This window comes from Alloiococcus otitis ATCC 51267 (genome assembly GCF_000315445.1).
GTDB lineage: Bacteria > Bacillota > Bacilli > Lactobacillales > Carnobacteriaceae_A > Alloiococcus > Alloiococcus otitis.
In genome coordinates, this window is the sequence record NZ_JH992959.1 from 94276 (window position 1) to 114722 (window position 20447).

The 20447-nt window shown below is 44.0% G+C and carries 19 protein-coding genes; 1 reads left to right on the top strand and 18 read right to left on the bottom strand.

Annotated elements, in window-relative coordinates; all coding sequences use genetic code 11:
• Positions 1-16: 16 nt before the first annotated feature.
• From HMPREF9698_RS05240 to HMPREF9698_RS05265, 7 genes are all read right to left on the bottom strand, one after another.
• Complete coding sequence (locus HMPREF9698_RS05240; RefSeq protein ID WP_003778047.1) at positions 17-988, bottom strand: alpha/beta hydrolase fold domain-containing protein; 972 nt, start codon at positions 986-988, stop codon at positions 17-19.
• A gap of 250 nt (positions 989-1238) precedes the next feature.
• Positions 1239-2633, bottom strand: a complete 1395-nt coding sequence (locus HMPREF9698_RS08485; RefSeq protein ID WP_003777750.1) for an ISLre2-like element ISAot1 family transposase — start codon at positions 2631-2633, stop codon at positions 1239-1241.
• A 375-nt stretch (positions 2634-3008) separates the two neighbouring features.
• Positions 3009-3986, bottom strand: a complete 978-nt coding sequence (locus tag HMPREF9698_RS05250) for a LysM peptidoglycan-binding domain-containing protein (protein ID WP_003778049.1) — start codon at positions 3984-3986, stop codon at positions 3009-3011.
• 28 nt (positions 3987-4014) lie between these two features.
• A complete protein-coding gene (locus HMPREF9698_RS05255; RefSeq protein WP_003778050.1) occupies positions 4015-4767 on the bottom strand; it encodes a LysM peptidoglycan-binding domain-containing protein in 753 nt (250 codons plus the stop codon).
• The gene (locus HMPREF9698_RS08835) at positions 4736-5557 is read right to left on the bottom strand and encodes a glucosaminidase domain-containing protein (protein WP_003778051.1); all 822 of its coding nucleotides are present in this window, start codon (positions 5555-5557) and stop codon (positions 4736-4738) included. Before HMPREF9698_RS08835 ends, HMPREF9698_RS05255 begins: the two co-directional genes overlap by 32 nt.
• A 230-nt stretch (positions 5558-5787) precedes the next feature.
• The gene (locus tag HMPREF9698_RS05260; RefSeq protein WP_003778052.1) at positions 5788-7785 is read right to left on the bottom strand and encodes an albumin-binding GA domain-containing protein; all 1998 of its coding nucleotides are present in this window, start codon (positions 7783-7785) and stop codon (positions 5788-5790) included.
• A 261-nt stretch (positions 7786-8046) separates the two neighbouring features.
• Positions 8047-10269 carry an LTA synthase family protein gene (locus tag HMPREF9698_RS05265; RefSeq protein WP_003778053.1) on the bottom strand — a complete coding sequence of 741 codons (2223 nt, stop codon included), beginning with the start codon at positions 10267-10269 and terminating at the stop codon, positions 8047-8049.
• 359 nt (positions 10270-10628) lie between these two features.
• Between HMPREF9698_RS05265 and HMPREF9698_RS05270 the strand changes: the two genes are divergently transcribed.
• On the top strand, positions 10629-10919 hold the full coding sequence (locus HMPREF9698_RS05270; protein ID WP_040292621.1) for a rhodanese-like domain-containing protein: 291 nt from the start codon (positions 10629-10631) through the stop codon (positions 10917-10919).
• 86 nt (positions 10920-11005) lie between these two features.
• Here HMPREF9698_RS05270 and HMPREF9698_RS05275 read toward each other — a convergent pair whose 3' ends face one another.
• The 11 genes from HMPREF9698_RS05275 to HMPREF9698_RS05325 form a co-directional block, all read right to left on the bottom strand.
• Positions 11006-12463 carry a sensor histidine kinase gene (locus tag HMPREF9698_RS05275; RefSeq protein WP_003778055.1) on the bottom strand — a complete coding sequence of 486 codons (1458 nt, stop codon included), beginning with the start codon at positions 12461-12463 and terminating at the stop codon, positions 11006-11008.
• A 2-nt stretch (positions 12464-12465) separates the two neighbouring features.
• Positions 12466-13167, bottom strand: a complete 702-nt coding sequence (locus tag HMPREF9698_RS05280) for a response regulator transcription factor (protein ID WP_003778056.1) — start codon at positions 13165-13167, stop codon at positions 12466-12468.
• Between the two features lie 133 nt (positions 13168-13300).
• Positions 13301-13654: a single-stranded DNA-binding protein gene (locus HMPREF9698_RS05285; RefSeq protein WP_003778057.1), complete on the bottom strand. Its 354-nt coding sequence runs from the start codon at positions 13652-13654 to the stop codon at positions 13301-13303.
• Positions 13655-13817: 163 nt separating this feature from the next.
• Positions 13818-14009, bottom strand: a complete 192-nt coding sequence (locus HMPREF9698_RS05290; protein WP_003778058.1) for a DNA-directed RNA polymerase subunit beta — start codon at positions 14007-14009, stop codon at positions 13818-13820.
• A gap of 209 nt (positions 14010-14218) precedes the next feature.
• Positions 14219-15529, bottom strand: a complete 1311-nt coding sequence (gene murA / locus HMPREF9698_RS05295; RefSeq protein WP_003778059.1) for a UDP-N-acetylglucosamine 1-carboxyvinyltransferase — start codon at positions 15527-15529, stop codon at positions 14219-14221.
• Between the two features lie 153 nt (positions 15530-15682).
• Positions 15683-15913 (bottom strand): DUF1146 family protein, encoded by a 231-nt coding sequence (locus HMPREF9698_RS05300; RefSeq protein WP_003778060.1) that lies wholly within the window; start codon positions 15911-15913, stop codon positions 15683-15685.
• A 115-nt stretch (positions 15914-16028) separates the two neighbouring features.
• Entirely contained in the window at positions 16029-16658 is a 630-nt protein-coding gene (gene upp / locus HMPREF9698_RS05305; protein WP_003778061.1) for a uracil phosphoribosyltransferase, read from the bottom strand.
• A gap of 50 nt (positions 16659-16708) precedes the next feature.
• Positions 16709-17707: an L-threonylcarbamoyladenylate synthase gene (locus tag HMPREF9698_RS05310; RefSeq protein WP_003778062.1), complete on the bottom strand. Its 999-nt coding sequence runs from the start codon at positions 17705-17707 to the stop codon at positions 16709-16711.
• A 156-nt stretch (positions 17708-17863) separates the two neighbouring features.
• The gene (prmC, locus tag HMPREF9698_RS05315) at positions 17864-18718 is read right to left on the bottom strand and encodes a peptide chain release factor N(5)-glutamine methyltransferase (protein ID WP_003778063.1); all 855 of its coding nucleotides are present in this window, start codon (positions 18716-18718) and stop codon (positions 17864-17866) included.
• The gene (gene prfA, locus HMPREF9698_RS05320) at positions 18705-19787 is read right to left on the bottom strand and encodes a peptide chain release factor 1 (protein WP_040292654.1); all 1083 of its coding nucleotides are present in this window, start codon (positions 19785-19787) and stop codon (positions 18705-18707) included. Before prfA ends, prmC begins: the two co-directional genes overlap by 14 nt.
• Positions 19788-19797: 10 nt before the next feature.
• Positions 19798-20394, bottom strand: a complete 597-nt coding sequence (locus tag HMPREF9698_RS05325; RefSeq protein ID WP_003778065.1) for a thymidine kinase — start codon at positions 20392-20394, stop codon at positions 19798-19800.
• Positions 20395-20447: the final 53 nt, after the last annotated feature.

Consider the following 20447-nt stretch of genomic DNA (forward strand, 5'->3'; position numbering starts at 1 on the left):
TCACTCTTCTTTCCGTCTAATCTTCTTCTATTATACCAGCAATTTGCCGGCGCATGGCAAATCCCTGGTCGGTCTCCTTCATGGCAAAAATGTGGTGGAGGCCCAAGCCCACTATAAAGTTGTGGGCAATCCCTAACTGGCTTAGTTTATCGTGGAGGAGGAGGTTGTCAGGGTAAAAGATTTCCTGGTCCCCTACAACAATGGTTAATTTCCCCATCCGGTAAAGTTCTTGACTATAGAGAGGGCTGACCATGGGATTAGTCCAATTGTCTGGACCTTCAGCCCAAATTTTCCCATACTCTTGGAGGACCCACTGTCTCAAGTCTGGGTCCAGACCTTGGTAGTCGGCAATATCAGGATTGGCGGTTGCAATATCCAACCATGGAGAAATCAAGATAATATCCTTGGGCTGGTCGATTCCTTTCTGAGCTAAGCGGTCAGCCAGACCCATGCCCAGTCCCCCACCCGAACTGTCTCCAACCAAGCTCACTTGTTTGGCATCTTCCAGACTCTCCAAGAGCTTTAAGTAAAGCTTGACTAGGCGGTCTTGGGAAGCACGGTAGCTATATTGAGGCCCTTTAGGATAAAGGGGCATGACTATCTTAGCCCCTAATTCCCGAGCCCATTCATTGAGGCCGTTAAAGTAGCGGTCTTTGGGCTGTTTAAAGTAAGACCCGCCGTGGAGGTAGAAAATCAGCTTTTGTTTGGGATCTTGCCGGTCATTCCAGACAAAAGTCCGCATCGGCCCGTCATCTATAATCTTTACCTGCCACTGGTCCAAGGCTTGGGGGACCGAGAAAGGAATGGAATTGACGGCCCTTTGGTGTTCAATAAAGCTCTTCAAATCTTCCAATGTATGGATATCGTCACTGTCGGTTACTTGTAACTCGTCCTGTCCCTTCTCTAGCACAAGGTCTCCGCTTTGAGCATTCTTATTTTTGTCCTCTTTCAGCCTAGGAAAAAATCGTCTTAAAAATCCTTGTATCATCACTGACTGCCTCCTACCTGCCCTTTAACCTAGTTGGTGTTTGCCTTTAAAATAAATGCTTAAATCTAGCATACCAAAAATTTCCCTTGTCTGCTTTGAGGGAAATGGACTGGTATGTGTCAAGTTTTCCTCGGTAACGTCAGAAACGCTCTATCAAAGTTCGTTTTATCCAATGTTTTTCCTCATGCTAGCGCATGATGCCTTGTCTCCAGGCCCATGCTCCCCGCATGGGGCCTGGAGACAGGGGCTGTTAGCGAAACATTTTGGCCAGTTTTCCTATAGGACTGGAGCTCGGCCCTTGATTGACAATATGCCCTTGTTGGACTTGGCTAGTCGCTGGCTGCAGGGTGCGAAGGGCCGCTTTGACAGCTCCTTTGATGTCTTCGCCCAGTGATTGGACGGTGGGATCGCCTTTTTGCGTTAAGATACGGGCGTATTCCTTGTTTTTCACCGCATTGAGGATGGCAGCCACATGACGGGCACCATCATGAGTCCAAGCCCGTCCTTGGTGCTTGAGACGATAGCTATAATAGCGGTGCCCTGTTTCGCAGACACCCGTTCCTTTTTGAACGGGAAGAGAACGGTCCGCGATCGGTTGCAGGTAAGGCCAATGCCGACTTAAATAGCCCCTCAAACGCTCGATTTGGTCCAGTCGATCTGCAACGATCTCCGACGGGCAAGCTGCTACACGACTTTGGGCGGTGGCTAAAACGGATTCGATTTGAGTCCAGTCATAAGCCCTCAAGGCTTTTCTTAATTGGTATTCCATCGGTCGATCAAAGCTTAAGCGGTCTTTGATCTTCCGGTTGACATGGTAAGGGTCTCGACAATGTTCATGTTGCCGGCAAGCACCGATGGCCATTTCAAATTTGTCCGCTTCATAGCCACTCCCCCCATCACTATTGGAAATCACTAAGGTCTGTTTCAACTGATAATGATGATTCAGGTAATGACTCAATTGCCGGAAGGCCTCGGCACTCGACTGGGTACTGACAAAGCAAAAGGGGTGAATCAACCGCGTTCGTTTTTTACGGCGGTCAATGCCTTCATGGATTAACAGGCGATGCAAGGTCAGTGGCTCCCCATCTCGACTTTTTAAACATAAGCCGTCCCCCTCAATAAATAAGACTGGCACTTCTTTTCGCTTCGCTGATGCGTCTGGTTCAGGCCGGTGTTCGCTGTAATTTTGAAGATGTTCTCCGATTTCTTGTGTCATGGTATGGAGGGTTGTATGGCTGATGGTGAGCGGGGTTAACAATCGCACAACCTGACTGGCTTGCCGAAAGGGCAACCGGGCACCGAGTTCCGCCATCCCTTTGCGGACGGCTAAAGAGTAGCGCTTGCGTTTTTCGAGCCCAATCGCTTGATCGAGGGGTAAAAAACTCTTTTCCCCTTTCTTGCGGAGGCGACGTCGTTGAAAGGTTAACTTGCCAAAGGTAAACTGGACCGTCCGCCGTTCCAGGCGGTCGATCCGCCAGCCCTCTTGTTTATAATGCCAATATAAGGCCTTATCGAGGGCTCCCAAGGCTTGAAGGACGAGCTCCTCCCGCCAATCCTGAAAAAGATACTGCAACGCCTCTTCCCAAGCGAGCGGGTTGGCGTTTGCTTTTACCATTTGAAGCATTTGTGTTATAATCGACTTCATAAAGAGACCTCTTTCTTTTGGTGTCCTAACTTAAGAATAGAGGTCTCTTTTCTTTTTGTCCAGAATTCCGGAACCCCCCACCGAGATAAATTTTACACTAACAAATGGACTCGCCCCGGTTGAAACAATGCCTTTTTGATTGGTCAGTTTGCTAGGGGGCCAAGTACCGAGTTACTAGGCTGCTAGAGAGCTTGACATAGGGTTTAAGCCACTATCTGGGGACAATCACTCTTAATCATACTGGTAGATTTATTTTTAGTCTCTTCTCTGGCAGACCATCTCCTCTGCTTTCTCTATATAAAAAGTGTTGACAGGATGTCTGCCAACACTCAAAATTTAGATTTTTTAATAGACTAAAAGAAGAAGTCTAAAAGTTTATTGCTCAACCCATTCATCTGGACCAGATGCAACATCTTGTTGGAAGAGTTGACCCGTTCTGGTATTGTAACGGAATCTATTTTCCGCTGTCAACCGTTCTGGGTGGTCTTTGTAAATGGTTATTTCTAGGGTTTCACCGTTAATGACTTCAGTAGAATAAGCAAAATCGACTGGTTTATATTGGTAGTCTGTAGCCTCGTGGATTCGGTCTAAGGCCGCTTGGGTATAGTCTTTGGGATTAAGGCTTTGGTAGTTAGTGTCTGGAACCCATCTTAATTCGTCCGCTTCAACTATAATAACGTCACCAGGCTGGATGAGGGTATCAGCTGTAATCCCATTGCGGGCCATCATCTCTTCCATGCTGTCGCCAAATTTGGCCGCAATGCTCCAGAGGGAATCACCAGGTTCAACTTCATAAGGGCCAAGGTGAGTCGGAAGATAATCTGGATCTTCTAGCCCTTGCTCTTGGTAATCCTTGATACCTTCTTTAATCAGTAATTGGTCTCCAGGATGGATGGTATCGTTTGGCCCAAGATTATTCCATTCTTTAATATCCTCTACACTTTTATTTGTTTCTTGGGCAATCCGCCAAAGCCCTTGTTGGGGCTTAACCGTATAGTAATAATCTTGACCACCTGCTTGACTATCAGCTTGACTTTGGTCTTGTCCAGGGTAAATGACCAAGCTATCGCCGGGTTGGATCACATCATTTGGACCCAAGTCATTCCAAGACATCAATTGCGACACAGTGACATTATAATTTTGACCAATACGGTAGAGGTTATCACTTTGTTGAACCTGGTAGGTCACTGCTTGGTCAGAAGAAGGGTCAGCAGAATCTCCATTTTGACTTTGGGCTGCTTCTATCGGACCCCCAGAAGCTTCAACTTGACGACCAGTGGCTAGACTTGGACTAATAAGACCAAGGATGCTCGCCGATAGGGCAGTACTTGCTAAAATTTTTTTCACGTTCATAGTCACTTTACCTCCTAAAAACTATTTTTTAATTTCGAATAATGATTTCGTCACCAGGGTGAATCACGCTATCTTCAGTTAAATTGTTCCAATCTAACAATTCATCTAAACTAACACCAAATTGTTCTGAAATACTCCAGAGAGAGTCACCTGGTTGAACAATATATGTTTCTGCATCTTCAGATGATGTTTGCCCCCCTTCTTGTTCATTAGTAGTTTCAGAGCTACTTTCCCCTACAATCAATTGATCCCCTGGGTGTATAACAGTATCAATTGTAATACCATTCCAAGATAACAACTGATCAATTGTGATATCAAACTGTTGTGCAATACTTGATAGGGAGTCACCTGGTTGAACAGTGTAAACATTGGAATCATCGCTTGTTTGATCAGGTTGATCACTACCACCAGTATCTGGATTATCTCCTTGAATGACTAGACGGTCTAATTCATATAACTGATTATCTTCAATAATTTGGATTAATTTTGAAGCATATGAAGAATCTGTGGCATATCCAGCTTCTTGAAGTTTATTAGCAACACTGACATAATCAGTATCTCCTATCAAACTTTCATATATAGAGTTTTCATACAAAAATCTACCATGGTCATCTATACTTGCTTCCCAACTAGGATAGGCCCTAAACTCGTCATTAATTTCATATTGCCCTTCCTCTGACTCTTCAACTGTGTCTAAGTTAGCACTTTCACCCTGATAATCTCCTTTAACGCCAAACAAGTTATTATATTCAACTGCTAAAGCAGAAAGTACCCCAACCACTTTCGAGAATAGCTTGTGCCACTGTAATGGATGGTAGCACACCATAATCATACCAACCTTGAATCGCAGGGCCTTTAATTTCGTCAATAAATTCCTGACGGTAATTTGCTTGATTTTCGGCTTGATAGGTTGTAACTGTTTGATCAGGAGCAGAGCGCTGCGTTTGTCTGCTATCATAATTTTTAACTGCTTGATCAGAAGCCCTTCCTTGGGTTTGTCCGCCTTCTCTTGATTGCTTACCCTGTTCGACTCTATCCTGCCCTTCTACTGGGGCAGACAATAGAGGATCCGTTATTTGGTAGTTTTTGTCGGTAAAAACATGACTAGTTTCAGTTTCACTTGGATGATTTTGAATATCCTCCTCTCCATTAATTTCTTTGATTTGATTATGGAAAGTCAAACCATCTTCTATTTGACTTAAATCATCATATGATTCCGAACCATCTGAACTTTCATCCTCATAAGATTGATCTTCTTCATCAGTAGTCTCATCCAAGGAGTCAATGTGACCCTGATCATTAGATTCTGTTTGACTATGTAAGTCTTCATATTCTTGAACTAGATCAAGATCAAAATCTGACGAATCACTTTCCTCAGATGGATCTTCTAAATCTTCATTAACAATATCGAAGTTTCCATTTTCCTCAGTAAAACTGTCTATTTGATCACTAGCTGCAACGTAAGTAGAGTTTTCCGAATTATCAATTTCTTCTGCATGGACTTCCCTATCTAAAATAAGCAAAGAAGAAAGTCCAGCAAGCGTACTAAGGACCAATTTACTTCTTCTCATTAATTATTCCTTCTTTCTACCCTTCATGCTAACAAACACTTAATACCTAGTAAACCTTAACGCTTTTAAACATTAACATAGATTTATCTGATAATTGGATTATCTAACTTTATAATGTTAAATAAATATAAAAAAACCGACCCAGTTATACTGGGTCGGTTTCTAATACAGTCCAATATCAATCTAATATTGGGCTGATCAAAAGAGTTTTAGAATAGTTTGGTTATAACTTAGTCTTCTTTGTTTTTACCAGCGAACAATCCACCAGCTAAGCTTGATAGACCAAGTAGGCCTAGTGCCCAAGTTGAAGTGGCTGTGTCTGGTAGAGTTTGACCAGATTCTTCAGCAGCTTGCTGGTTAGAAGTTTGTGCTTGACCTGTAGGTGCTTGACCTTGGCCTGTAGCTTGAGATCCAGTTTGACCAGTAGCTTGTTTGCTGTCTTGAACTGGTGTAGCAACTTGATCTTCAGAACCTTCAACAGATTTTACTGGTACGTCTTGACCAGTTTTTTGGTCTTTGGAATCATCTGATCCATTTGAAAGTTCATCCACCAACTCGTCCCAGGTTAACTCACTGTCTGGTAAGAAGTCGTAGACAGATTCAACAGTTGTTGAACCTTTAATACCGGTATCTTCCTCAGTTTTTTCATGAGCAGTGAATGTCTTAGTTTCTTCGTCGTAAGACCATTCAAGGTCGCCTAGGTCATGCTCTTCAGCCCAGTTTTGGAAGTATTCTTTAGCTTCTTCAAGGCTTGATGCTTTGACAGTAGTGGCACCGTTTTGACCTTTGGTGTTTTGAGTGATATAAACGAAGGAGTAAACTTCTTTTTGATCTTTTTCACCTTTAATTGCTTCTTCTAGACCGCTCCAGTCAAACTCGGGTGCTAAGAAGTCATATTCAGAATCAACCGAAGCTTCGCCTTCGATTTTTTCACTTGCAGTAAAGACTCTGTCTTCACTTTCATAGTGCCAGTTGAAGTCCCCAGCATCTAGACCATTTTCGCTCAGGAAGTTTTGGAAGTATTCTAGTGCTTCTCGTGGGCTGGTTGCTTTAACAGTGGTAGCACCATTTTGATTTTGAGTTCGTTGACCGTAGTAGTAGAGGGTGTAGACTTCTTCTTGGGCTTCTTCCTCAGCAGGATCAGTTGCTAAGATTTCGTTTTTAGCATCTTCGACGAATCGAACTGTTGACTGAGCATTGATCACGTCAGCATATTCTTGTTCGGTGTAACCAGCTGCTTGAATTTCAGCAATTGCCTCTGCTTTTGCGTTTCGAAGCCCTTCTTCTTGTTGTTTTACGTTTACTCCTACTATTGTTTTATTATCGACACTGCCATAGTCTGGTATATCAAAGTCGTTTTCATCTTCCTCATCAGTAAATTCTTCAGTAGATGTAGATGGAGAAACGTCTTCATACACTTCTTCGTTTGTTGTTGCTTGGTCTGGTAGTTCACTGACTTGTTGCTGACGGACATCGATAATGTCACTCTTCACTCTTTTTACTTCTTCAACAGAGTCTGCATCTCTAATGAGACCAAATAAAGTATCATTTTCAATGCCGATGCCTTGTAGTTCAGCAATAGCTGATTCTTGTTCTTGTTCAAGTTCGTACGCTGCTTCAGCTCCACTCCAGTCAATTTCTGGTGCAGTATTGTTTTCGGTGTCAACTGAAGTTTCGCCTTCAATACTACTTTGTTCTTCGTTAGGAACAGTTGTCAAGATGTCGCGTTTAATACCGTTGACATCTTGCTCTGTTTCCTGAGCATTGATCCAACCAGCATATTTTTCATCTGTGAAGCCAGCTGCTTGAACTTCAGCAATGGCTGCTTCTTTTGCTGCTTCTAATTCTTCATCTACTTCATCAGTTTGATCTTCTGCTGCTTGGTCTTGTTCGACTTGTTGGCGGCGAACGTCAAGGAAGTCATTTTTAAGTTGTTCAACTTCTTCTACTGAATCAGCAGCGTCAATGGCTTGAGCTAGTCTTGGGCTTGTTGCTCCAGCTTCTTGTAATTCAGCTTTTGCTGATTCTTTTTCAGTTTGTAGAGCTTCTTGCAATTCTTCAGTAGTTGGTTCATACTCATCAGCCGAAACTGTTTCAGCATTACCTAATAGTAAAGTCGAACCGACTGCAACTGATGCAACTCCAACACTTAATTTTTTAAGTGAAAATCGTTGTTTTTTGTTAGCAGCTTTTTCAGCACGTGTTTTATAGTTATTTTTTCCAACCATTATAAAACTCCTTTACTAATTGATTTGCTATACAACTGTCTAGTGGTATTTTACAATAGAGTTAAAATGATTACAAGAACTAGGACTTGAAAACTCTATTTTTGTTTCAATCAACATTTTCAGTAGCTACCTGTTTCTATATTGGGTAAGAAGTACTTGGCAACCACTACTTCTTTCACTGTAACACTATTTTAATAAAATTGCAAAAAGACCAAGCCAAATTGCTGGGTTGGTCTTTCAAATCTTGCTTACTTAAAGGGATTATTCGCCATCGATAAAGTCTTCCTGGACTCCTTCTTCCTCTTCTTCATCCTTATATTGCCCGTCAATTGCCTGGTCGTCGATTTCTTCGTCGTCCATGGCTTCTTGGCCATATTCGTTAAATTCACTGATTATAGGCTGGCCGGTAATTTCAGGGGCATCCGTTTCATAAAGGTCAGGCAAGTTGTCTTGGTCTGATTGGTTGGCTAGGCTGGTATCTTTGTCAGGATGGTTTTCTAAGACAGGCATTTGGTCATAGTAGATATAGTCATTTGCCTCTCTGCCAGCCAAGGATTCAGGCGTATAGAAGCGAAGCAAGTCTTTCATCATGATGTTGTCGGAGTGCTCTAGGCGTTGGTTGGCCTGGTCCCGCATCTGGAAGATTTCTTCTTTCTCTTGGTCGCTCAACTGGTCATTTAACAAGGCACCGCTTTGGCTGTCGTAGATATCACCGTTGACGATGGTATAATCCTCATTAATAAATCGGCCATTGCGCATGGTGACCGACTCATTGTGGTCTGGTGAGAAGACGTCTTGGCCCATAAAGAGGTACTGGTCAGTTTCGATGCCAAGCAGGTGAAGCAAAGTCGGCAAGAGGTCAATTTGACCTGCATACTTGTCAATTACATGGCCATCTTCTTCTCCCGGTATGTGGAAGAGCATTGGGATCCGTCTCATCTGGGCATTGTGGTAGGCGGTCCACTCATCTTCAGGGATACCGAAAAGTTCTCCCATGGCTGGGTTACGGGTATCGGAAATGCCATAGTGGTCTCCGTAAACGACAATAATTGAATTTTCATACAAGCCTGATTCCTTCAACCAGTTGAAGAATTCTTCCAAGGCCTGGTCAGCGTAGTGGTTAGTTTGGAAGTACTGGTTGATGGTCTCATCACTTGTGTTGGCTTGAGGGAAGTCAATATTAGCCTCATCAAGCGGGTAAGGGAAGTGGTTGGTAACCGTTAGAAATTTGGCATAGAAGGGTTGAGGTAGCTGTTCAATATACTGGGCCGAGTCATGGAAAAAGACCTTGTCCTTCAAGCCATATTCTAGGGTGTTCTCATCATCTAGATCGTAGAATTCTGAATCGAAGAAAAAGTCAAATCCAAAGGACTGGTAAGTGTCTGTCCGGTTCCAGAAGGACCCAACATTCCCGTGGAAAGAAGCTGTCGTATAGCCTTTTTCTGCCTCTAAAATGTCTGGTGAGGCATGGAAGGTATTGCTGGAACCCAAGCTTTGGAAGGCAGACCCTTGGGGTAAACCAAACAAGGAGTTCTCTGCCATCACTTCAGCATCCGACGATTTGCCTTGGCCTACTTGGTCAAAGAAGTTGGAAAAGGAATAGGTGGCCGGGTCATGGATTAAGGAGTTTAAGAATGGGGTCACTTCATGCAAGTTGCCTTCTTCGTCTTCCAATTCATAGTCCACCAAGAATTGCTGGGCACTCTCTAAAACAACCGTAATCACATTTCTGCCTTCTGCCTTCCCAAACATGTCAGGGTCTGGTTCAGCATAATTGTCTTGGACGTAGTTAACAACTTCACTCAAATCAGACTCATCGGCATTGGCCCGAATCTGGTTGTTTTGGACCGTTTTAGCTGCATCATAGCCGGTAAAAAAGTTCAAGCCAAGGTATTTCACAATATAATTGCGGTCAAAGGTCCGGGTTAGCAATTGGGGTCGGCTAATTTCAGCTAGGCCTAAGTTGACTCCAAACAGACCAGCACCGGCTAGGGTGGTTATGAGGGCAGTCCGTTTCCGGTTTGGCTTAGATTCATCTTGGTTGGACTTGAAGATCTTATACAAGGCGTAAGCTAAGACAATGCTGTCCAGCCAATAAAGTGGGTCATGCCAAGTTAAAACATTTAAGGTTGAGGAAACCAAACCTTTTGAGACGGTCCCTGCTCCAACTGCTACATTAGTGGTTAGAAAATCAGCAAATTCCCGGTAATAAAGGATATTCACAAAAAGGAGGAGGCTAGCTAAGAAATGGATTAGCCACATGGTGACCAGTGATTTTTTACTGTCTTTAAAGTACAAGCCTAAGCTGAGTAAGACTAGCATGATTGGCAAAGGGTTGAGCAATAGGATTAGGTGCTGGAACAAGCCACTCACACCAAGGTTAAATTCAAATAAATAAGCCAGGTAAGTTTTAGCCCAAAAGGTCACAAGGGCCAATAGTAAAAAACTGGTCGGTTGACCCAGTCTTCGTTTTAAGTTCTCCATACACAAATCCTTCTTTCACTTATCTAAATTCAAAAAATCACAAACCAAAATTGTAAATTCACATTAATAAATTTTACACAATATTTACCTTAATAGCAAGTTGACTCAAACCTTGTAGAAAAGCTATCTTATCAAGGATTTATCCTGGTTTTCACCAAATCTTAAGGTAAATTTATAGTAAATAACCCCTTGTGTTGATTAAAAAGTTTAACATAATGTTTACGAAAAGTGAAGGAAAGAAGTTTGAAAATCAAAGAAAAGATCCAAGCCCCCTCGAAATGAGCCAAACTTGTGGTATATTAAAAGAACCATCCCCCTTAGGGTGGTCAATTCTTTAAGCTTTCAGAAAGTGGGTAACAATGGAAGAAATTTCGAGCAAAGATTTTTTGCAGCAATACAAAAAGGACCCCAAAATGAAGATTTTAGATGTCCGGACTGAGCAGGAATATAAAGATAGCCATATCCCAGGGGCTATTTCAAAACCCTTGGACCAAATAGACACTTGCAACCTGGACAAGTCCCCTGACTACTATGTCATCTGCCGGAGCGGACGGCGGTCTAGCCTAGCCTGCCAACAGCTTCAAAGCCAAGGCTACCAGGTAAAAAATGTCCAAGGAGGGATGCTTGACTGGACTGGCCCAACCACATAATACCTTGTAGGACTAAGCTTATCTCTTAAAAGCCTAAGCTGAGTAAAAAGCACCGAACTCGACACAAGTGAGTTCGGTGCTTTCTTTTATTCAATAATATCTCTTGGTTTATTTTGACGGAGTTCTTCTTCATGTTCTGGGCTATCTGGGAATTCAATGCTAAAAGTAGTTCCCTTGCCTTTTTTACTGCGAACATCAATCTTAGCCCCATGCAGGGCCACCAATTGTTGAACGATAGACAGTCCTAAGCCGGATTCTCCATAAGAAGTGTTTTGCCGGGAAGTATCTGCCTTGTAATAGCGTTCCCAGATATTTTGGATTTCTTCTTGGGTCATGCCAATCCCAGTGTCTTGGACATAGATTTTGGTCCCGTAATGACTTTTTTCTGCCCACACCCTAATTTTGCCGTGGTCGGTAAACTGGATGGCATTTTTGATCAAGTTGACCAGGATTTGTTTAAGCCGGTCGCCATCAGCCAAGACCGTCATCTCCCCCATATCCTGGATCAGCAAATTATTGTTTGCATCTTGAGCTAACTTGGTCATTTGATAGTTGATTTCTTCAAATATATCACTTAAGGGGATTTCTTTCTTATCAAGTTGGAAACGGTTGGACCGGATATTTTCATAATCCAGGTTCTCATTGACCAAGCGAATCAGTCGGGTCGTTTCCTTCCGCATGAGCTGGATGGAACGGAGCCGGTTAGACTCATCAATCACGCCGTACTCCAACCCTTCCAAAAGACCATTAATAGTAGTTAAGGGAGTCCGCATTTCATGAGCAGCATCCTGCATAAAGGACTTCCGTCGTTCTTCTTGCCGGCTTACTTCCTTCTGAGACTGGTCCAAGGCTAAAATCATCTTATTGAAGTCTCTGCTTAAATTATCGAGTTCATCCCGGTCCGAGTGGTTGATCCGAACATCGTACTCACCCTGGGTTACCTGCTTGGTCGCCTTGCGGAGCCGGTTGATCCGGTTAACCTGGTACCAAGATAGGAGAGCTGAGAGTATGATGGACACCACTGTGGCGATGAAAAAGGAGGTGAAAAACTGACTTTCCAAAGCTGATATCTCATCATCTACTATGGAAAAAGGAGCCATCACCGTTACAAAACCAGCATATTCCCCACTCTCCTGGATAAAATAAGGAACATAAGCCATCATGTATTCTTCATCCTCTTCTTGGTCAGTCGCCAAATCAACCAGGGAGGTTACTCTTTCCCCATTTTTTAAGTCATCGATCTCTTCCGGAATAATCCGGTCTAAGACCTGGGAGCTTTGTTTTGGGTAGATAATCTGACCTTGGTCATCTACTACCACCAAGGAAACATTAAACCGGTCCAGCAATTCTTGCTCCCGGCTAAAGTCATTGTACTTGGAGATAGAGCTAACCACTTCTTCAGCATAGATAAAAAGGTCTTCCTGGGTGGAATCATAGGCTGACTCCCGGGTTAAGTGAAAGAAGGATAAGAGAGAAGTATACATTAAGACCAAGATGACAACCAAAAAGCCCAGCATTTGCTGGTAAAAATAAGGTAGCTTCATGGCTAGTCACTATCCTTAGTATCGTCAAATTTATAACCTACGCCCCAAACAGTGTGAATGACTTGGGGGCCTTTTTCAACCAATTTTTGCCGCAATTTTTTGATATGGGCATCAACGGTCCGTTCATCCCCAAAGTATTCATATTCCCATACCTGCTGCAATAATTGCTCCCTAGAAAAGACTTGCCGGGGCTTACTTGCTAAGGTGTGGAGCAAGTCATACTCTTTCGGGGTCAAGTTATCCAACTTTTGCCCGTAGAGGGTCACTTCCCGGGTTGAAGAGTCCATCTTCAAGTGGTCTGTTTCAACTTCTAGGTTTTCTTGGTCACTAGGTGTCCGGCTAGCCCGGCGGTAAATGGACTTGATCCGGGCCACCAAAGTTAAGGGGCTAAAGGGTTTGGTTACATAGTCGTCTGCCCCTAACTCCAAGCCGATCACTTCATCGCTTTCCGTATTTTTGGCTGTCAGCATAAGAATCGGAACCTGTTCATCCACCTTGCGGATTTCCTTGCAAATACTGGTCCCATCCAAGCTCGGTAGCATAATGTCTAAAACGATCACGTCAAAGTCCTTGGGTTGGTTTAAATAGGTATCCAATCCTTCTTGGCCGTCTTCAATAAAGGTAGCCTGCCAGTCTTCTTTTAGGAAAAACATCTCCAGCATTTCACTGACTGAACTATTATCTTCTACCATTAATATCTTCATAGTTTTCACCCTCACTCATAGATTCACCCCTTATTTTAACGTAAATCTTTGAAAAATCTATGAAGGAAAGAAAAAAAGCATCCAGGCTACATCTCGCTAAACTAGCCAACCCCTTCAAGAGTTATGGTGCAAACTATTTCTTAGCCAGTTCTTTGAGTAGATCCACCTCTTCTTTTTTGTTTTTTAAAAACTGAATATTGTCGACATTTAATTCAACTACATACCTGACTTCCTTGTCCTTGGTCTCGTAAGACCGGGACTGGAGCCGACCTTCTAGGGCAACTTGATCCCCTTTCTTGCAATACTGTTCCAGTAATTCAGCCTTCCTCCCCCAGGCCACAAAAGGGATGAAGTCAGCCGTCTGCTTGCCTGAAGACTTGGTCAGTCGGTTGATAGCCAAAACATTGTTGATAACCCGACTGCCGCTTTCCAAATTATGCAAACTCAGGTCCCTAACAATTCGTCCAATTAATATGCATCGATTCATTTCCATTATCCTCTCAATTTTTTAAAGCAAGACGCACTTGCTCCTAACTATATATACGCAAAAAAGGACGAAAATCATTTTTTTAAATAAAAAAACGGCTCATTTCCTAGCGAAATAAGCCGCATTTTTCGTATGGATTTGGAGGACATGGTCAAGGGGCCAGCTAGCTGACAAAATAAGCAAAAATCTGCTGCCAAACTTGAGGGTTCAAAACATCCAGTGGGTTGCCCCCATCCCCTATTAAACTATAGCCTAACATAGCCCCGACTAAGAAGGTAATGGCAATCACGAGAACGACAATTAAGACCTTCAATAAAAAATAGAGTATATCCTGAATAATTTCAATGAAATCCATCTTCGCACCTCAATTATTGACCTTGTCTGTAAATACCCTTTAATCATAACTTAAAAGGTCAGAAAATAGCAAGAAGTATGTTAAAAATCCACAAGGTTATCCTTTATTAAAGTTAACATTTCAAGCCCATACACCCTGTAAAGGAAAAGCCCCTTGAAAAGTTTCATCTCAAGGGGCCTAACTCTTATCAATATGTCTTTAATTCTTCCTTATTTGCCCTTCTTGAGGCTAGCTTCCTGGTCAACTTGAATTTCCTCGTCAATCCGTTCAATGGAAGCACCTAATTGCTGTAATTTTTCGTGGAATTTGTAGTAGCCCCGGTCTAAGTGGTTAAGGTTAGTTACCTTAGTGACGCCATAAGCTACTAAACCAGCAATAATCAAGGAAGCCGAAGCCCGCAAGTCACTGGACTGGACTCTGGCACCTTGGAGTTTTCTGCCCCCCTCGATAATAAGAGACTGGCCATCGACGGTAAATTGTGCATCCATTTTACGGAGTTCTTCCATGTGCATGAAGCGGTTCTCGAAAACCGTTTCTCGCATGATGCTTCTTCCCTCAGCCAAGGTTTGGGCAACTGTCATCGGTGATTGCATATCAGTTGGGAAGCCAGGATAAGGCAGGGTTTTAACATCTGTTGCCTGTAAGGTCTCTGGTCCCATGACCCGAAGGCCGGTTGTTTCTTCTTCAAATTGAACGCCCATTTCACTTAACTTAGAAATTAAGGGGCGGTTGTGTTCCACAATACAGTCTTCAATCAAGACATTCCCTTGGGTGACACCAGCTGCTACCATAAAGGTACCACTTTCAATCCGGTCGGCAATAATGGAGTGGTCGCAAGCCTCTAGCTTGTCCACCCCTTCAATTCTCATGGTGTTGGTTCCAGCTCCGTAAATACGGGCCCCCATCTTGTTCAAGTAGTTGGCAAGGTCAACAATTTCAGGTTCTCGAGCTGCATTCTCGATAACTGTTGTCCCTTTTGCCCGGGTGGCAGCCATCAAAATATTTTGCGTAGCGCCAACACTTGGGAAGTCAAGGTAAATGTTAGCGCCGTCCAATTCATCTTGAACTTTAGCAATCACATAACCGCCTTCGACTTCCACATCGACCCCCATAGCCCGGAAGCCTTTTAAATGCAAGTCGATAGGACGAGTCCCAATCGCACAGCCACCTGGAAGTGCCACCTTGGCGTATCCATTGCGGGCTAGTAAGGGACCCATGACAATGATGGAAGCCCGCATCTTGCTCATAAATTCATAAGGGGTATTGGAGTTCAGGTCTCCTGTAGCATCCAATACGATTTCGTTGTTGTCTTCATCAAAGTCAATGTCAACATTTAAGTAGCGTAGAACTTCTTGCATCGTATAAATATCAGATAATAAGGGGACATTGGACAGGTGACTTTTCCCATCTTCTGGTAAAAGACTGGCAGCCAGGATAGGAAGGGCAGCATTCTTAGCCCCTTCTACCTTTACCGTGCCTTCAAGTCGATTGTCTCCCCCTTGAATGACGATTGTGTCCATACTCTATACTTCCTCCAATTTAATAGCCATACTTTTATAAACTTTGTTTTTTATTTGACAGCAATTATCAAAATTGGTGTCAAACTTACTATAATTATAACATATCTATTTCGTTATGGAAATTATATGTCAAAAGCTGTTAAAGCTTTGACACTAGAATAAGGCTCCGATTGACTGGGCTGTGAAAATGATTTCCAGGACAAAAAGGCTGACATTATAACCAATAGCGATGGAAATGAGCATAAAGAGTAAACGGGCTTGGGGGATGTGGTGCTTTTTGATCCAGCCACTGGTTAACAATGACTGCATGGCCCAAAAGGTTAAGACAATAAATATCAAATGGGAAATAATGGCAATAACAGCCTGTCCATCGACATAAACCATGCTAAGACTCCTCTCTAATATTCCTTTCCTAGCCTAGGTCAAACGTGGTGCAATATCTTCAGGCCAGGCTAAAAAATAAAGGGCTAAGGCGAGGCCTCAACCCTTTTAGACCATCTTATAATGTACCAAATAGACGGTCGCCTGCATCACCTAAACCAGGTTCAATGTAAGCATTGTCATTTAATTTGTCATCCACAGCAGCTGTAAAAATATCAACGTCTGGGTGTTCGGCCTGTAGTTCTTTAATGCCTTCTGGTGCAGCGACCAAGACCACCAATTTGATATCCTTACCACCCCGACTTTTCAAGGCCTCGATAGTGGCAATAGCTGACCCACCAGTTGCTAACATGGGGTCAACAACTAGGAGCTGTCTACTTGCAATGTCTTGGGGCATCTTACAGAAGTATTCCACCGGTTTTTTGCTTTCTTCATCCCGGTAAACCCCCATGTGGCCTACCTTGGCAGCGGGAATCAAGTCTAACATCCCGTCTACCATCCCTAGGCCAGCTCTTAAAATAGGGACAATGACCACTTTCTTACCTGCCAAGCGTTTTTGGGTGGTCTTGGCAAGCGGGGTTTCAATTTCGACATCTTCAAGGGGCATCTGTCTGGAAACCTCATAAGCCATCAAACGGGCAATTTCGTTGACAACTTCTCTAAAAATCTTCGTTCCGGTTTCCTTGTCACGGATAATGGTGAGTTTGTGCTGGATAAGGGGGTGGTCTAAGATATGAACATTTGCCATTGCTAAGCTCCTTTTTTATCTGGTCTGCCCTATAGGCAAGTGGTGGATGGTTATTGACTAGCTGCTTTTTCCAGTCGGTTCATATAGGCCCAACCAAGTCCACTCTTGGCATAAGACTGGGCTAGGATAAGGGTAACAGGCGAGTCATCAAAATACCGCAAGCCCTTGTAGAGAACTTGACAAGCCCGGTCCACATCCTTAGGGCCTCCTAAGGAAAAGACATCGTAAACTTGGTTACCGTAATTTTCAATAATATCATCGCTAGCTAGAATACCAATTTTTTCACCAGATTTCAAGCACTTATCAATCGCCTCTGTCCAATTATTGTCCACAATGTAGACAGGCTGGTCAGGGGAATAGTGCCGGTACTTCATACCTGGTGCTTTTGGTCCCTTGTCACCTGACTTGGACTGGGTCTTGTCTTGGACAGGTCCAATAACCCGCTCAATATCTTCTCGGGCCAGGCCACCTGGTCGTAAGATGGCAGGCTGGTCTGGATTGGTAAAATCAACCACCGTCGACTCCAAGCCAAGGCCAGTTGGTCCCCCATCAAGGACCCCGGCGATCCGGCCCGACAAGTCATGCCAAACATGGTCAGCTGAAGTTGGGCTGGGCCGGCCCGACAGGTTAGCTGAAGGGGCAGCCAAAGCTAAGCCAGACACCTTGAGTAAGTCCCTAGCAAGAGGGTGGCTGGGCATCCGGATCCCAATAGAGTCCTGGCCAGACGTGACCGTGGGCGCTGCTGTCTCCTGGTCATGGTTTAAGATAATAGTTAAGGGACCTGGCCAAAAGGCATTAAGCAAGTCCTGAGCCCGACTTGGTATCCTTGAGCTAAAGTCATAGACCTGGTCTACAGAGTAAATATGGACAATAAGGGGGTTGTCACTGGGACGTCCTTTTGCCTGGTAAATTTTTTGGACAGCCTGGTCGTTTTTGGCATCTGCTCCCAGGCCGTAGACAGTCTCTGTAGGGAAAGCCACTAGCTCGCCCTCTTCCAGTAGTGTCACTGCCTTGTCCAATTCTTCAGGCTTTATCCACAAGCTTTCCACACTTTTTCACATCCTTCCACATTCTTATACACATTATTGTTAAAGTTATCCACAGATCTCTTTTACTAAATAGACAAAATCCGTCTAAAGCTTGTTGTGATACGGTTTTACTAGCCACTGTCCATCCTGTCAATCTTGTTCACAAGTGTGCACAAGTTAGACAAGAACTGACACTAAGCGGTCCAATCCAGCTAAGTCTGTCCAAGTTTTTACAGCGGCCTGTGGATAAGTTTCCTGGGCCAAGTGAGAAACCGCCTGGCCCTGCTTATAGCCTATTTCCAGCAAAATCATAAACTTGTCTGATACAAGTGATTTGGACTGGGTCAAGATTTTCTGGTAAGCGGCCAAGCCATCCTGGTCAGCAAAGAGGGCTAATTTGGGTTCGTACTTCCTAACCGACTCGTCCATTTCACCCCACTCCTCCTTGGCAATATAGGGTGGGTTGGACACGATAAGGTCAAAGTGAATGTCCTGGTCTAGCAAGGGGGCCAAAAAGTCGCCTTGGACCAAGTGAACCTGAGCCCCTAAGTTCTGGGCATTTTCCCGGGCCAGGTCTAGGACTTGGTCTGAAATATCGGTCAAGTAAACTTGGTCTTGGGGTCGTCTAAGCTTATGAGAAATGCCAATGACTCCTGTCCCGGTCCCTACATCCACCAGCTTGAGAGGGTTAGGAGATAACTTGTCGATATAGCTGGCAAACCAGGCTTCTGTTTCTGGCCTGGGGATTAAGGCAGCCGGATTCACTTTAAACTTGTGACCGTCAAACCACTCATGGCCTACGATATACTGGGCTGGGTAGTGGCAGCTGGCCAGCTTGACCTGCTTGGTATAGTCTTGTCGGTCCCCTGCAGGCATGGGGTCTTTCGCCTTGACTAGCAAGTCTGTTGGGCTAAGGTCTAGCCCTTCCCGCATCAACCACTTGGCCACATGGGGCTCCACACCCCGGTCAGCCAAAAAAGAAGAAGCCCATTGGAGGACTTCTGAATAGCTTGGCATATTAGACACCTTCATTGCTTAACTGCTCCAATTTCTCGGTCTGTTCCCATACGATTAATTCATCAATAATTTGACCGAGGTCGCCATCCAAAATTTGGTCTAATTTTTGCAGGGTTAAGTTGATCCGGTGGTCAGTCACCCGGCTTTGGGGGAAGTTATAGGTCCGGATCCGTTCAGACCGGTCGCCAGTTCCAACAGCTGACTTCCGTTCAGCGTCAAATTCAGCTTGTTGCTCAGACTGAATCTTGTCATATACCCTAGACCGCAAGACCTTCATGGCTTTCTCCCGGTTTTTTAGTTGGGACCGCTCATCCTGCATGGCCACTACGATTCCAGTGGGCTCATGGGTCAAGCGGACTGCAGAAGCGGTCTTGTTAACGTGCTGGCCACCAGCTCCAGAAGCGTGGTAGATATCTGTCCGAATATCATTGGGATCAATGTCAATTTCCACATCTTCTGCTTCCGGCATGACGACAACAGTTGCGGTTGAGGTGTGGATCCGGCCTTGGGATTCAGTCTCAGGAACTCGTTGAACCCGGTGGGCCCCATTTTCAAACTTCAATTTAGAGTAGACATTGTTGCCGTCAATGGAGAAAATAATTTCTTTAAAGCCCCCTACTCCACTTGTGTTAGAGTCTAGGACTTCGACCCTCCAGCCTTGGTTTTCGGCATACTTGCGGTACATTTCAAACAAGTCGCCAGCAAATAGTTGGGCTTCATCTCCACCAGCAGCTCCTCTGATTTCCATGATGATATTGCGTTCATCGTTTTCATCCTTGGGTAAGAGGAGGATGGTCAGCTTGTCTTCCAGTTCATCCTGCTCTGACTTCAAGTCTGATAGCTCTTCTTTGGCAAGGTCTGCCATTTCTTTGTCTAAGTCGCTATCAGATAGCATGTTCTCGGTCTCTTGGATTCCCTCTTTGACCTCTTTATACCGACCGTAAACTTGAACGGTTTCCCTTAAGTCTGCTTCTTCCTTGCTCAACTTCATAAAGCGATCGGTATCATTAATGACTTGTGGATCACTGAGGAGTTCATTTAATTCTTCATATCTCGCATCGACTGCTTCCAGTCGGTCAAATATACTCGTCTGGTCACTCATTGATAATCTTCCCTTCACTGTCCAATGGCGGGTTAAAGTAGTGCTTGCGGCAAACCGGGTAATAGGATTCATTGCCGCCTATTTGAATCTGGTCTCCTTGTCGGACTGGTTTGCCTTCAGCAATCCGCATATTCATGGTGGCCTTTTTCCCACAAAACCAACAAATAGTCTTCATCTCTTCAATCTTCTCAGCTAAAAGCAGGAGGTACTTGGACCCTTCAAACAAGTCATTGCGAAAATCATTTTTCAGGCCAAAAGCCATAACAGGAATGTCCAAGTCGTCGCAAATCCGGGCTAGTTGATAAACGTGTTCCTTGGTCAAAAATTGCGCCTCATCAATCAAAACACAAGAAATTTTATCTTCGATATTTTTCACTGCTTCAAAGATATTGGTGTCTTGGTTAATGACCGTGGCATCCCGGTTCATCCCAATACGAGAGGCAATTTTCCCAATCTCTTCCCGGTCATCCATGCCCGAGGTAAAGAGGGCCACCTTTTTATTTTGTTCTTCATAATTGTAGGCTACTTTTAGAATTTCAATTGACTTACCCGAATTCATAGCCCCATACCGGTAGTAAAGTTGTGCCATAAACCTCACTCCTACTTTCTTAAAAGTCCTTATAAATTATAACGAAGATTGGC

Excerpts from the sequence above, each read along its gene's own strand:
- HMPREF9698_RS05260 (WP_003778052.1), bottom strand. The coding sequence starts at position 7,785 with ATGGTTGGAAAAAATAACTATAAAACACGTGCTGAAAAAGCTGCTAAC.
- HMPREF9698_RS08485 (WP_003777750.1), bottom strand. The coding sequence starts at position 2,633 with ATGAAGTCGATTATAACACAAATGCTTCAAATGGTAAAAGCAAACGCC.
- HMPREF9698_RS05285 (WP_003778057.1), bottom strand. The coding sequence starts at position 13,654 with ATGAATCGATGCATATTAATTGGACGAATTGTTAGGGACCTGAGTTTG.
- HMPREF9698_RS05290 (WP_003778058.1), bottom strand. The coding sequence starts at position 14,009 with ATGGATTTCATTGAAATTATTCAGGATATACTCTATTTTTTATTGAAG.
- HMPREF9698_RS05240 (WP_003778047.1), bottom strand. The coding sequence starts at position 988 with ATGATACAAGGATTTTTAAGACGATTTTTTCCTAGGCTGAAAGAGGAC.
- upp (WP_003778061.1), bottom strand. The coding sequence starts at position 16,658 with ATGGCAAATGTTCATATCTTAGACCACCCCCTTATCCAGCACAAACTC.
- murA (WP_003778059.1), bottom strand. The coding sequence starts at position 15,529 with ATGGACACAATCGTCATTCAAGGGGGAGACAATCGACTTGAAGGCACG.
- HMPREF9698_RS08835 (WP_003778051.1), bottom strand. The coding sequence starts at position 5,557 with ATGAGAAGAAGTAAATTGGTCCTTAGTACGCTTGCTGGACTTTCTTCT.
- HMPREF9698_RS05325 (WP_003778065.1), bottom strand. The coding sequence starts at position 20,394 with ATGGCACAACTTTACTACCGGTATGGGGCTATGAATTCGGGTAAGTCA.
- prmC (WP_003778063.1), bottom strand. The coding sequence starts at position 18,718 with ATGAAGGTGTCTAATATGCCAAGCTATTCAGAAGTCCTCCAATGGGCT.
- HMPREF9698_RS05275 (WP_003778055.1), bottom strand. The coding sequence starts at position 12,463 with ATGAAGCTACCTTATTTTTACCAGCAAATGCTGGGCTTTTTGGTTGTC.
- HMPREF9698_RS05300 (WP_003778060.1), bottom strand. The coding sequence starts at position 15,913 with ATGGTTTATGTCGATGGACAGGCTGTTATTGCCATTATTTCCCATTTG.
- HMPREF9698_RS05270 (WP_040292621.1), top strand. The coding sequence starts at position 10,629 with ATGGAAGAAATTTCGAGCAAAGATTTTTTGCAGCAATACAAAAAGGAC.
- HMPREF9698_RS05280 (WP_003778056.1), bottom strand. The coding sequence starts at position 13,167 with ATGAAGATATTAATGGTAGAAGATAATAGTTCAGTCAGTGAAATGCTG.
- HMPREF9698_RS05265 (WP_003778053.1), bottom strand. The coding sequence starts at position 10,269 with ATGGAGAACTTAAAACGAAGACTGGGTCAACCGACCAGTTTTTTACTA.
- HMPREF9698_RS05250 (WP_003778049.1), bottom strand. The coding sequence starts at position 3,986 with ATGAACGTGAAAAAAATTTTAGCAAGTACTGCCCTATCGGCGAGCATC.